The 11,921-nt window shown below is 31.7% G+C and carries 14 protein-coding genes; 7 read left to right on the top strand and 7 right to left on the bottom strand.

Annotated elements, in window-relative coordinates; genetic code table 11:
- Positions 1–54 precede the first annotated feature (54 nt).
- On the top strand, positions 55–858 hold the full coding sequence (locus tag QZ824_RS08465) for an SDR family oxidoreductase (RefSeq protein WP_291275584.1): 804 nt from the start codon (positions 55–57) through the stop codon (positions 856–858).
- 91 nt (positions 859–949) lie between these two features.
- The gene (fsa, locus tag QZ824_RS08460) at positions 950–1,606 is read left to right on the top strand and encodes a fructose-6-phosphate aldolase (protein ID WP_291275583.1); all 657 of its coding nucleotides are present in this window, start codon (positions 950–952) and stop codon (positions 1,604–1,606) included.
- Positions 1,607–1,680: 74 nt separating this feature from the next.
- On the opposite strand, the gene QZ824_RS08455 is transcribed toward fsa, so the two are convergent.
- A complete protein-coding gene (locus QZ824_RS08455; protein WP_291275582.1) occupies positions 1,681–3,096 on the bottom strand; it encodes a thioredoxin-like domain-containing protein in 1,416 nt (471 codons plus the stop codon).
- Between the two features lie 152 nt (positions 3,097–3,248).
- On the opposite strand from QZ824_RS08455, the gene QZ824_RS08450 reads away from it, so the two are divergent.
- Positions 3,249–4,865, top strand: a complete 1,617-nt coding sequence (locus QZ824_RS08450) for an ATP-binding cassette domain-containing protein (RefSeq protein WP_291275581.1) — start codon at positions 3,249–3,251, stop codon at positions 4,863–4,865.
- A gap of 79 nt (positions 4,866–4,944) precedes the next feature.
- On the opposite strand, the gene trmD is transcribed toward QZ824_RS08450, so the two are convergent.
- From trmD to QZ824_RS08435, 3 genes are all read right to left on the bottom strand, one after another.
- Positions 4,945–5,622, bottom strand: coding sequence for a tRNA (guanosine(37)-N1)-methyltransferase TrmD (gene trmD / locus QZ824_RS08445; protein WP_291275580.1), 678 nt, complete (start codon positions 5,620–5,622; stop codon positions 4,945–4,947).
- Between the two features lie 66 nt (positions 5,623–5,688).
- Positions 5,689–6,135, bottom strand: coding sequence for a DUF1569 domain-containing protein (locus QZ824_RS08440; RefSeq protein ID WP_291275579.1), 447 nt, complete (start codon positions 6,133–6,135; stop codon positions 5,689–5,691).
- A gap of 1 nt (position 6,136) precedes the next feature.
- Positions 6,137–6,928 carry a class I SAM-dependent methyltransferase gene (locus QZ824_RS08435; RefSeq protein ID WP_291275578.1) on the bottom strand — a complete coding sequence of 264 codons (792 nt, stop codon included), beginning with the start codon at positions 6,926–6,928 and terminating at the stop codon, positions 6,137–6,139.
- A 184-nt stretch (positions 6,929–7,112) separates the two neighbouring features.
- Here QZ824_RS08435 and QZ824_RS08430 point away from each other — a divergent pair, with 184 nt between their 5' ends.
- From QZ824_RS08430 to QZ824_RS08420, 3 genes are all read left to right on the top strand, one after another.
- Positions 7,113–8,045, top strand: a complete 933-nt coding sequence (locus tag QZ824_RS08430; RefSeq protein WP_291275577.1) for a peptidylprolyl isomerase — start codon at positions 7,113–7,115, stop codon at positions 8,043–8,045.
- Between the two features lie 84 nt (positions 8,046–8,129).
- Entirely contained in the window at positions 8,130–8,435 is a 306-nt protein-coding gene (locus tag QZ824_RS08425; protein WP_291275576.1) for a hypothetical protein, read from the top strand.
- 50 nt (positions 8,436–8,485) lie between these two features.
- A complete protein-coding gene (locus tag QZ824_RS08420; protein WP_291275575.1) occupies positions 8,486–8,998 on the top strand; it encodes a hypothetical protein in 513 nt (170 codons plus the stop codon).
- 2 nt (positions 8,999–9,000) lie between these two features.
- Here QZ824_RS08420 and QZ824_RS08415 read toward each other — a convergent pair whose 3' ends face one another.
- Together QZ824_RS08415 and QZ824_RS08410 are read right to left on the bottom strand one after the other, a co-directional pair.
- Positions 9,001–10,083, bottom strand: coding sequence for an SRPBCC family protein (locus tag QZ824_RS08415; protein WP_291275574.1), 1,083 nt, complete (start codon positions 10,081–10,083; stop codon positions 9,001–9,003).
- Between the two features lie 33 nt (positions 10,084–10,116).
- On the bottom strand, positions 10,117–10,305 hold the full coding sequence (locus QZ824_RS08410) for a hypothetical protein (protein WP_291275573.1): 189 nt from the start codon (positions 10,303–10,305) through the stop codon (positions 10,117–10,119).
- Between the two features lie 76 nt (positions 10,306–10,381).
- Here QZ824_RS08410 and QZ824_RS08405 point away from each other — a divergent pair, with 76 nt between their 5' ends.
- Positions 10,382–10,765, top strand: a complete 384-nt coding sequence (locus QZ824_RS08405; RefSeq protein WP_291275572.1) for a nucleoside triphosphate pyrophosphohydrolase family protein — start codon at positions 10,382–10,384, stop codon at positions 10,763–10,765.
- A gap of 49 nt (positions 10,766–10,814) precedes the next feature.
- Here the strand turns inward: QZ824_RS08405 and QZ824_RS08400 are convergent, their stop codons facing one another.
- On the bottom strand, positions 10,815–11,879 hold the full coding sequence (locus QZ824_RS08400) for a branched-chain amino acid aminotransferase (protein WP_291275571.1): 1,065 nt from the start codon (positions 11,877–11,879) through the stop codon (positions 10,815–10,817).
- Between the last annotated feature and the right edge of the window lie 42 nt (positions 11,880–11,921).

The following is an 11,921-nucleotide window of genomic DNA, read 5'->3' as shown; positions in this document are numbered from 1 at the left end:
GAATTATGTTATCATTCCTAGTACTATTATCATTTATACTTATTCACTAATACAATGTCAAAAGTTATTTTAATCACGGGAGGTTCTTCAGGAATAGGGAAGGCCGTTGGGGAGTATTTGCAAGAAAAAGGATGTATCGTTTATGGTACTAGTAGAAATCCAGAACAAGTATCGGGTTCTAAGTTTAAATTAGTAGCATTAGATGTACGTAACAGTACTTCCATTCAACAATGCATTCAAAAGGTAATTACCGAAGCAGGTAGGATTGATGTTTTAATAAACAATGCGGGGGTAGGTATAACTGGGCCGTTAGAAGAAATTCCATTAACAGAGATAAAAAATAATTTTGATACTAATTTATTTGGTCCCATTGAAATGATGCAGTCGGTTTTGCCTCATATGCGAGCGCAACGTCAAGGGTTAATTATCAATGTAACTTCAATAGCTGGATATATGGGATTACCTTTTCGAAGTATTTATTCAGCTTCAAAAGGAGCTTTGGAACTAATTACCGAATCATTACGAATGGAAACCAAAGCTTTTGGCGTACATATAACCAATGTCGCTCCTGGAGATTTTGCTACAGATATTGCAAGTCGTCGTTTTCATGCTCCAGTAATACAAGGCTCTGCGTATCAACAAGTGTATCAACAACAACTCGATATGGTAAATGCTCATGTAGATGGAGGAAGTAATCCTATTCAAATGGCAGAAGCTATTTATCAAATCATTCAAACGCCTCAACCTAAGATTCATTATAAAGTTGGTGCATTTATGCAAAAGTTTTCTATTGTTCTAAAACGTATTTTACCTGATACCGTTTATGAAAAAATGTTAATGAATCATTATAAATTGTAATTAAACTTGAAGTGGACTTTTGTAATTGAAATTGAAATGGATTTCATACTTTTGCAGAAACAACACATAAACAAAATAAAAATCAAACAAAATGAAATTTTTTATTGACACGGCAAATTTAAACGACATTAAAGAAGCACAAGCCTTAGGGGTTTTAGATGGCGTTACTACCAATCCGTCTTTAATGGCTAAAGAGGGAATTACAGGTAAAAATAATATTTTAAAGCATTATGTAGACATTTGTAATATCGTTGAAGGCGATGTTAGCGCTGAAGTGATTGCTACTGATTATGAAGGAATGATCAAAGAAGGTGAGGAATTAGCAGAATTACATGAGCAAATTGTAGTTAAAATTCCGATGACCAAAGACGGAATTAAAGCTTGTAAATATTTTTCAGATAACGGAATTAAAACGAATGTAACTTTAGTTTTCTCAGCTGGACAAGCTTTATTAGCTGCTAAAGCGGGAGCGACTTATGTATCACCGTTTTTAGGAAGATTAGATGATATTTCAACAGATGGATTAAATTTAATTGATGAAATCCGTCAAATATATGATAACTATGCTTTTGAAACGCAAATTTTAGCTGCCTCTGTTCGTCATACTATGCATGTTGTGAATTGCGCTAAAATTGGAGCTGATGTAATGACAGGCCCTTTATCATCTATTACAGGATTATTAAAACACCCTCTAACAGATATTGGTTTAGCACAATTCTTAGCAGATTATGCAAAAGGAAATCAATAAATAAGATTTTAAATAAAATAAAAAAACCACATGTTTTAAATCATGTGGTTTTTTTTTGAATAATTACATTAACCTTAGTTATTCAATTTATTTTCAAAATTAGCATCAAATAAACTAACAAAAGCATTATTAATTGTTCCGTTAGGATTAATAATCATCGTGCGATGAATTTTATTTATCACCCACTTTTCTTTTATTTCCTCAAAATCTGAAGAAAACAATTCAATAGTATTTGGATTAGATGTAAATTTATGTTTCTTCAATTCATTCAACCATTCAGATCTTGAATTTCCAATATTGATTGATATAAAACGAATGTTTGGATATTTAGCTTTTAATTCATCTACTTTTTTATGCGAAAAAATAGCCTGCGAATCAGATTGTTTAGACCAAAAGAACAATACCGTTTTAGTATTGATTAGATCATTTATAGCAATTGATTTTCCAGTAACATCTTGTAAAGCTATATTAGGAAGCAAAGCATTGTTATGAAGTTTGTGTACATTTTTTGATGTTCTCATCACCTCAGCTTCTAATTTTTTATCCGTTGATATTTTAGAATACAATTGGAAAAATTTAGCATTATTTTCCGTGCATTGATCTGATAAGAGATACATATTTGCAATATTGTTTACCACAAGATTCTTAACATGTTTATCTCTAATTAGTGTATCGGCTATTTGTAATTTCTTAATATTGCTTTCTAATGACATTTCATCGGCAATATCTTTAGCGTCAGTGAGTACTAAATTGTTCAATAATACGGTTACATATTTTACAAAAGGAGAGTAATTGACTAAAGCCGTATCATTTAAATCAATTAATTTTCTGTGTTTATAATAATCTTTAGGCAAGTCATTTTTTACAGATTTTCCAGTTCTAAACTCATGTACAAATGGAAAAATTTCCTTTTTGTATGCATGGTTGAGTTCTACGCTAGAAGAGGCAATTTTATCAAAGTCTTCATTCCAGTTGATAAATGCTTTTCTTTTTAAATACAATGATTTAGCTTTTTTATAAGTAGAATCAATATTTTTTTGAAAGGCATTTATATCTTTAGTATACACTTCATACATTTGATTTCTATCATTATTGTTTTGAATGAAAAGTTCCATTAAGAAATTATTTTTTTCATCACCGCGACCACAAAACATTAAAGAATTATCAAAATCTAATGTATTTAAACGAAGCATTAAACTGTCGTTTTTATCAAAGTAAATATATTGATATTCAGGATCGTGTTTAAAACTATAAAGTCCAGGAGTAAGTGAGTCGAATTTATGGAAAAAACGGTTGTTTTTATCAAGAAAGAAAGTATCAATTACTTTTTCTCCTTTCATAAAAACAACATAGTTACACTTAGGATTTTCAATTTCACCACCTAAATAAGCAACATAATTGTCTCCGTCAAATGAATTTTTACAGGAAATTAAGGTTGTACTAGAGATAATGAATGAAAAACTAAATAATAAAAAGTATTTTTTCGCCATAAATTGATTTTTAACGAACAAATATATTTGTTTCTTCTAGTTAGCTTTGTTAATAGACCGTTAAAAAAATAAATTATAGTATAGAAATAAGCCTTAAAGTCGTCTAAATTTCCTAATTTTGACGCAGTTTTAAAAAAAATATCTAAAAATACATGCTAACAGTATCTAATTTATCCGTTCAATTTGGTAAAAGAATATTATTTGATGAAGTAAACGTAACCTTTACCCAAGGAAACTGTTATGGAATTATTGGTGCCAATGGGGCTGGAAAATCAACTTTTTTAAAGATTTTATCAGGTGAAATCGACCCTACTTCGGGAAGAGTTATCTTGGAGCCAGGCAAGCGTATGTCGGTTTTAAATCAAAATCACAATATGTTTGATGACTATACCGTTCTTGAGACTGTTTTAATGGGAAATAAAGTGTTGCATGCAATAAAGCAAGAAATGGATGCTCTTTATGCAGATTATGATGATAAAAATGCTGATCGTATTGGAGAATTACAATTGCAATTTGATGAAATGAATGGATGGAATGCGGAAAGTGATGCTGCTACTTTATTGTCAAACTTAGAGATTGGTTCAGAGTTTCATTACACACCAATGAGTGAAATGGATGGTAAATTAAAAGTTCGTGTGTTATTAGCGCAAGCTTTGTTTGGTAATCCAGATGTATTAATAATGGATGAGCCTACTAATGACCTTGACTTTGAGACTATCGGTTGGTTAGAACATTTTTTGGCAAATTATGAAAATACGGTTTTAGTTGTTTCGCACGACCGTCACTTCTTAGATGCGGTTTGTACTCATATTTCTGATATTGATTTTGGAAAAATTACGCACTATTCTGGTAATTATACTTTTTGGTATGAATCTTCACAACTAGCAGCTCGTCAACGTGCACAGCAAAATAAGAAAGCGGAAGAGAAAAAAGCTGAATTAGAAGAATTTATTCGTCGTTTTAGTGCAAACGTGGCTAAGTCAAAGCAGGCTACATCTCGTAAAAAAATGATTGAAAAATTAAATATAGACGAAATCAAACCTTCAAGTCGAAGATATCCTGCCATTATTTTTGAGCAAGAGCGTGAAGCAGGAGATCAAATTTTAAATGTTCAAAATTTAGCAGCGTCTATTGATGGTGAAGTGCTGTTTAAAAATGTTGATTTGAATATGGCTAAGGGAGATAAAGTTGTAGTTTTTTCTAAAGACTCAAGAGCAACTACTGCTTTTTATGAAATTTTAAATAGCAATATTCAACAGGATGCAGGTACGGTTGAATGGGGAATTACAACATCACAGTCTTACTTGCCTGTAGAAAATCATGATTTCTTTAAAAGTGATTTAAACTTAGTAGATTGGTTACGTCAATGGGTTAAAACAGAAGAAGAGCGTGATGAAGTTTATGTTCGTGGTTTTTTAGGTAAAATGATTTTCTCTGGAGAAGAAGCCTTAAAAAAATGTAATGTATTGTCTGGAGGAGAGAAAGTACGTTGTATGTTATCTCGTATGATGATGATTAGAGCCAATGTGTTAATGTTAGATGAACCAACAAATCACTTAGATTTGGAATCTATTACGGCATTTAATAATTCTTTGAAAAACTTTAAAGGTTCTGTTTTATTTACAACTCATGACCATGAATTCGCTCAAACAGTTGGTAATCGTATTTTAGAGTTAACACCAAAAGGTTGCATTGACCGTTATATGACTTTTGACGAATATTTAGATGATCCAAAAATTAAAGAATTGAGAAAAGAGATGTATGCTTAATTATACTTAACTTTTCTTTTCATAAAAATACCCCTAATAGTGTTTCATTTTTAGGGGTATTTTTATGTTAGGCAATTTTTTATTCTTCTAATAAATCGGGTCTTCGTTCTTTGGTATGTTCAAAAGCTTTTTGTTCACGCCATTTTTCAATTTCAGGGAAATTACCACTCAATAATATAGCTGGCACTTTTAAACCTTTGTACTCTGCAGGTCTAGTATAGATTGGATGTGATAATAAGTTATCCTGAAAGCTATCTGTTAATGCAGAAGTTTCATCACTTAATACGCCTGGGATTAATCGGATTAAAGCATCACACAATACAATTGCTCCAATTTCACCACCACTTAACACATAATCACCAATTGAAATTTCTTTTGTAATGTGGAGTTCGCGAACCCGTTGGTCAACGCCTTTATAGTGCCCACAAAGAATAATTATGTTTTCTAACATGGACATGGAATTTGCCATTTTCTGTTTCAACGTTTCACCATCAGGGGTCATGTAAATAACTTCGTCATAATTACGCTCGGCTTTAAGTTTAGAAATGCATAAATCAATCGGTTCACACATCATAACCATACCTGCGCCGCCACCAAATTGGTAATCGTCTACATTTTTATGTTTATTTGTACTGTAATCCCTTAAATTATGAAAATGAACTTCTACTAAACCTTTTTGAATGGCTCTTTTCATAATGGAACCTTCAAACGGACTTTTTAATAAATCAGGTAATACGGTAATAATATCTATTCTCATGCACAATTGTTTTCAAGGCGCAAAGATACACAACATTCTATGTATAACTAAGAACTCGTAATTTAATTAAACACCAAATTGTCTGAGATGATGGTCTAAATGTTTCCATTGTAAATTATTCCAATCAGCTGATGACATTTTACCCCAAAACGGATGTGTGCTACATTTAACCGCATGTTCTCCTGCTGCAAAACGACTTACATTGTTTATTAGTTCTTGTTGTACTTTTATAAAATCAAAATTGATATCGTATTTAAATTCTTTTGCTGTAGGGCTGTTTTTATCAAATTCAGGTTGTTTAAGTACCCATTTTTTCATCAGTTTTCCTAATATTCGAAATAAAAGAGGCACATGAAGTTCTTTTTCGTTAAAAGCAACTAAAACAGCATCGTTGCAATGTTGAAGCATTTGATCGACACTCATTTTCCCCCAAAGTGCAGGTGTATTTGGTGTTAACTTATTAATTCGGGTAATCATTTCTTGATTATCCGTAGCGTTGAAAATAGATTTCATTTTATCTTTTTTTACAGATTAATCCGTACATCATTGGAATTTTATTGTTTAATGATGCAATTCGGTATTTATTAGGTTCAAATTCTATATTATTATTAAAACAGGCATAATGAGAAAAATCATATTCTTGAAATTCGATCAGTTCCAAATCATTTTTCAATAATGCCTGAATAACTTCACTTAAGCTATGGTTCCAAGTAATTGTACTATTAGTTAAGTTACTTGTTTTATCTGCATAGGTTCCTTTTTCTACCTCTACAATAGGTTCGTCTTTAAAGTAATTATATTGTATGTGGGTAAAATCATTATCAAACATCCAAACTACAGGATGGAATTCAAAAAACACCAATTTTCCTCTTGGTCGCAATGCATTAACGATTACTTTGGCCCATTGGTCTAAATCGGGTAGCCATCCTATTACACCATAACTGGTATAAACAATATCATAAGGTTCTTTAATATGTTTTAATGTGTCATATACCTCACAACAAATAAATTTGGCTTCTAATTCAAGTTGATGAGCCAAATTTTGGGCTGCTTCTATAGCCTTTTCAGAAAAATCTATACCTGTAACTTGAGCGCCCATTCGAGCTAACGAAAGTGTATCTTGACCAAAATGACATTGTAAATGTAAAACCCGTTTTCCTTTAACATCACCTAACGCATTTAAATCAGTATATGGAATTGTATTGTGTCCTGCTAGAAATGCTTCGTTATTATAGAATTCAGAATTAACATGGATTTCAACTTTGCTGTTCCATGTTTCTCTATTGATTGTATTGTAATTTTTCATTTTTACTGATTAAGATGAAGTCCTAAATGAGTTAAAATACACTTCAGTAAAGCCCTGATGAGAACAAACTGCCGTTTATTTCGTACTACAAGACTGTAATTGATTGCCAAGTATTTTTTCTGCTCCTTAAATCAAAAATAGGGAAAATAATAGTAAATTTGTCCATCTTTAAATTAAACATATTATGCAAGACGGAATTTACGCTAAATTTAATACACCAAAAGGAAGTATTTTAGTCAAATTAACGCACGATAAAACACCCGGTACTGTGGGGAACTTTGTAGGTTTAGCAGAGGGTCAATTAGATAATGAAGCAAGAGCTATGGGTAAGCCATATTATGATGGTTTAAAATTCCATAGAGTTATTCCTGATTTTATGATTCAAGGTGGATGCCCACAAGGAACAGGTGTTGGCGGACCTGGTTATCAATTTGATGACGAGTTTCACCCTGAGTTAAAACACGATAAACCAGGCGTGTTATCTATGGCTAATGCGGGTCCAGGAACTAATGGCTCACAATTTTTTATTACTCATGTTGAGACACCTTGGTTAGATGGAAAACATACTGTTTTTGGTCATGTGGTTGAAGGTCAAGATGTTGTAGATGTTGTGGCACAAGACGATGCTATAGAAAGTATTGAAATTATAAGAGTAGGAGCAGAGGCTGAAAAATGGAATGCTATTGAAGCGTTTAGAACGTTTGAAGGTTCTAGAGAACAGCGTTTAGCAGAGGAAAAAAGATTAGCTGAAGAAGCTTTGGAAAAATTAGCAGCTGGTTTCCAAAAAACAGAAAGTGGTTTACGTTACCAAATTATTCAAAAGGGGAGTGGTAAACAAGCTGAAAAAGGCAAAAAAGTTTCTGTTCACTATCAAGGTGCTTTAGATAACGGAATGGTTTTTGATTCTTCTTACAAAAGAAAGCAGCCTATTGAATTTACTTTAGGTGTAGGACAAGTTATTGAGGGTTGGGACGAAGGTATCGCTTTATTACAAGTTGGTGATAAAGCTCGTTTTGTTATTCCAGCTTATTTAGGATATGGTTCAAGAGGTGCTGGTGGTGTAATTCCACCGAATGCTACTTTAGTTTTTGATGTAGAATTAATGGATGTGAAATAATTTATTTAGATATAATATTCGAATCCCAAGAAATTTTCTTGGGATTTTTTTATTACATTTGAACTAACCAAAATTAACTAAATTATGAAAAAAATACAAGTTGGTGTCGCACTAGTTATTACAGCTATGTTTCTTTTTGCTTGTGCTTCAAAACAAAGTTCTTCTTCAGATCAGGTAGTCACATCTGAAGTAAAGGCTCAATTAACAATGAGTCCTGACCAACTAGAAGGTAAAAATTTGTTTGAAACAAATTGTGGAAAATGTCACAAATTATATGACCGTAGTGCATTTTCAAAAGAGAATTGGAGACCTATAGTTGAACGTATGACAAGAAAAGCTAGATTAACTTCTGAACAAGGGGAGAAGATTTATTCTTATGTTTCTATGTAAATTTTGAAAATATAACGTAATTTGGCTCGCTCTTTGTGAGCCTTTTTTATATGAAAAAAATTATTACTATTTTAATCTTATGGAGTAGTTTAGCGTTTAGTCAAATTACGGGTGTGCCTCATTGTGGATATGATTTTACTTCTTATATTGTAGTGCATGCTCATGAAGAGAAGGTCGTTACTAATGCTAAAGACTTACGTGTAACTTTGGTTGATTTAGAAGGTAATGAAGTAGTTAATACTAACAACGCCATAAGCTTGGTTAACAAGGATTTACCTTTAACCTTCACCCAGAATTATCAAGTTAAAGTAGCTGAAAATCAAATCAGATGGTATTTTCCATATGCTACAGATCAATATTTTTTAGTGGTACGTAATACCATTGCTATTGAAGACTACCAAGTTAAAATAGATGATCCAAAAGGGAAATATATAACTCAAATCATTCCCTTAAGTAGTTTAAACCTTTATATTTTATGTTCGTCTGAAGCAGAAAAGCAAGCTCGAACTTTTGGACCCAAAACCTCTAATCAAATGGTAGATGTAGTACTTGTTAAGAAATAAAATTAATTCGAGTTATTATTCTCCTCTACGGGGGATTCTTCTTTTGAGTTTATGATAGAATCTTTTACAATTCGCTTTTTGTGTTTTCTTTTAACGATAGGAATATAGATTTCTGTTTCCCATTTAGATGGCTCTTTCACCTCTGGCAATGCTTTCTTATATATGCCAATGTAAATTCCTTTTATATCTTCTGTAAATCTATTTTTATAAATAAATTGACGTGCTTTACCCCATGCTTTTTTTGCATGTGAATAATCTCCTTTTAAAATAGTTTTTACAGCTAAAAACTCTTCATGATGATTTCCTTGAATTTGGCTTTCTGGTGTCGTTAAAATTTCATCTTTAACAGGTATACACATTGAAAATTTGATAAATGAAGTATTAGGATTGCTATAAAAAATAACAAAAGGAACACCTAAAGTTTGAATTTGATTTGATTTGATAAATTGTTTTATTGAGGTTAACAAGACTTTTGATTTTTTTGAAAAATCTTTGCTATTACATGAATCTTTTTGTTCAATAAAATTTGTTGCTGGTTTATTTACTAGTCCCTTTACATCAATTTTAAAAGTACCTAATTCATTTACTAAGTAATCATTGATTTTATCGAGTCCTTCTTGAATTTGTGGTCCAACATAGCTAGAAATACCTCCGTTTAAAACAGAATAAATTTTCTCCTTGAAACTCAATTCACCTTTGATTGTTACTTTAGCTATTGTTCCGTTTTTGTTTTTTTCAAATTTCCAATGCAAGGTTTGCTTATTATCTTTTTCAATGTAATCCTGTGCAATAGAATCTTTTTCAGCATATCTTGTAGCAATAATATTAGAATCTTCCCATTTTACATAAGCTTTGGCTCCAATTGAATGAGATGAAATGGCATAATTTATGTTCTCAGTAGTTTCAAATTGCTGCCATTCACTCCAATTAGAATAGTCGTTTACATAATCAAAAACTTGATTAACTGGAACTTGTATTTCCTTTGATTTGGTAATTTGATAGGTCGCTGGTTGGGTGGCTACAAAAACTACAAAAGCCAGTAGGAAAAGTAAAAATAATAACGTAAAATATTTGACTAATTTCATGAACTAGGAGATGATTCCACCAAATATAGAAAATTATTCTTTGATTACCGTTTTAATCAAAAATAAAAATAAAATAAACAATATAAATCCTAATAAAACCCATTTTACTCCTTTATAGGTTTTTTTATGTACATTGGCATCTTTTCGATACATAAAAAATAAGGCAATAATGAAGGTAATGGCAAATGCTAATGCAAATAGGGTTTGTCCTTTTGAAAACATGTTAAAAATTTTTTCCAACAAATTTAAACAATATCCTCTTTAATATTTTATTTTTAAGCAGTAAAAGTATTTAAATATGAAAAAACAATTAACTGCCGTAAAGGAATTTCATACCTCTTTTGGTTTAGGTGTGAGTGAAGAACTTAAAGCTTCTCTAGGTGAGCAAAAAAATCTACTTCGATTTAATTTAATGAAAGAAGAAAATGAAGAATATCTAGAAGCCGTTCAAAATAATGATATTGTAGAAATAGCAGATGCCTTGGGTGATATGCTATATATTTTGTGTGGAACTATTTTAGAGCATGGTTTACAATATAAAATAGAGGAAGTCTTTGAAGAAATTCAACGCAGCAACATGAGTAAATTAGGAGAAGACGGAAAACCAATTTATCGAGAAGATGGAAAGGTGATGAAAGGACCAAATTATTTTAAGCCTAATTTTGAAACTATTTTAAAATAAAAAAGTTGCCTTAATTTCTATAAGGCAACTTTTATAGTTTGTTTTAAATTTATACTTTAACGGTCCAACCAAAAGTATCTTCAAGTTCTTTTGTTTGAATACCTGTTAATTTAGTTTTGATATCTTGAGCAATGGAATGCTCTATTTTAGGTAATTCAAAATACTCACCTCTAAAGGAGAATCCTGCGATAGGGTTAATTACAGCTGCGGTTCCTGCTCCAAATATTTCTTTTAAACTTCCGTTTTTTGCAGCTTGTACTAATTCCTCAACTAAAACTGAACGTACTTCTACATTAACTCCTTCTTTTTTAGCTAAATCAATAACTGATTTTCTGGTTACTCCATCAAGAATACGCTCAGAAGTTGGTGCTGTAAATAAGGTATTATTAATTCGGAAGAATACGTTCATCGTTCCAGCTTCTTCTAACTTCGTATGAGTAGCATCGTCTGTCCAAATGATTTGTTGGAAACCTTCTTCATTTGCAAGTTTAGTAGGGTAAAACTGTGCTGAGTAATTTCCTGCAGCTTTAGCAGCTCCAATTCCACCGTTTGCAGCTCTACTAAAGTGTTCTGCGATAACTACCTTAACTTCTCCTGAGTAATAAGATTTAGCTGGAGATAAAATAATCATAAAGCGGTATTCGGTAGAAGGTGACGCAATTACTCCATGTCCTGTAGCTATCATGAAAGGTCTGATATACAATGCACTACCATTGCCATGTTTTACCCATTCTTTTTCTAAACGAATCAATTGTTTTAATCCACCAATAAAAACGTCTTCAGGAATTTCAGGCATGGCCAAGCGCGAAGCACTTTTATTAAAACGCTCAAAATTTTGATCTGGTCTAAACAACCAAATTTCGTCATGTGCATCTTTATAGGCTTTCATTCCTTCGAAAATAGCTTGTCCGTAGTGGAAAACTTTAGAAGATGGATCCATTAAAAAAGGAGCATAGGGCTCAATAACTGGTTGTTGCCAAGCGCCCTCTTTATAGTCACAAACCAACATGTGATCTGTAAAAATATTTCCAAAAACTAAATTTTCAAAATCCACGTCATTGATTTTAGACGTTTGACATTTCGTAATTTTAATGTCCGTAAGAGTATTATTCATTGTTTGATAATTGGTAACAAAGTTAAGTTAGGTTATTTGTTC

Origin of the sequence: Flavobacterium sp. (genome assembly GCF_021151785.1) — a bacterium.
Lineage (GTDB): Bacteria > Bacteroidota > Bacteroidia > Flavobacteriales > Flavobacteriaceae > Flavobacterium.
This window is presented reverse-complemented; position numbering and strand designations above follow the sequence as displayed.

Bases quoted from the DNA above. Each gene is read 5' to 3' on its own strand.
- QZ824_RS08430 (WP_291275577.1), top strand. From the start codon at position 7,113: ATGCAAGACGGAATTTACGCTAAATTTAATACACCAAAAGGAAGTATT.
- QZ824_RS08450 (WP_291275581.1), top strand. From the start codon at position 3,249: ATGCTAACAGTATCTAATTTATCCGTTCAATTTGGTAAAAGAATATTA.
- QZ824_RS08405 (WP_291275572.1), top strand. From the start codon at position 10,382: ATGAAAAAACAATTAACTGCCGTAAAGGAATTTCATACCTCTTTTGGT.
- QZ824_RS08455 (WP_291275582.1), bottom strand. From the start codon at position 3,096: ATGGCGAAAAAATACTTTTTATTATTTAGTTTTTCATTCATTATCTCT.
- QZ824_RS08440 (WP_291275579.1), bottom strand. From the start codon at position 6,135: ATGAAATCTATTTTCAACGCTACGGATAATCAAGAAATGATTACCCGA.
- QZ824_RS08400 (WP_291275571.1), bottom strand. From the start codon at position 11,879: ATGAATAATACTCTTACGGACATTAAAATTACGAAATGTCAAACGTCT.
- QZ824_RS08415 (WP_291275574.1), bottom strand. From the start codon at position 10,083: ATGAAATTAGTCAAATATTTTACGTTATTATTTTTACTTTTCCTACTG.
- QZ824_RS08465 (WP_291275584.1), top strand. From the start codon at position 55: ATGTCAAAAGTTATTTTAATCACGGGAGGTTCTTCAGGAATAGGGAAG.
- QZ824_RS08435 (WP_291275578.1), bottom strand. From the start codon at position 6,928: ATGAAAAATTACAATACAATCAATAGAGAAACATGGAACAGCAAAGTT.
- QZ824_RS08410 (WP_291275573.1), bottom strand. From the start codon at position 10,305: ATGTTTTCAAAAGGACAAACCCTATTTGCATTAGCATTTGCCATTACC.
- QZ824_RS08420 (WP_291275575.1), top strand. From the start codon at position 8,486: ATGAAAAAAATTATTACTATTTTAATCTTATGGAGTAGTTTAGCGTTT.
- fsa (WP_291275583.1), top strand. From the start codon at position 950: ATGAAATTTTTTATTGACACGGCAAATTTAAACGACATTAAAGAAGCA.
- trmD (WP_291275580.1), bottom strand. From the start codon at position 5,622: ATGAGAATAGATATTATTACCGTATTACCTGATTTATTAAAAAGTCCG.
- QZ824_RS08425 (WP_291275576.1), top strand. From the start codon at position 8,130: ATGAAAAAAATACAAGTTGGTGTCGCACTAGTTATTACAGCTATGTTT.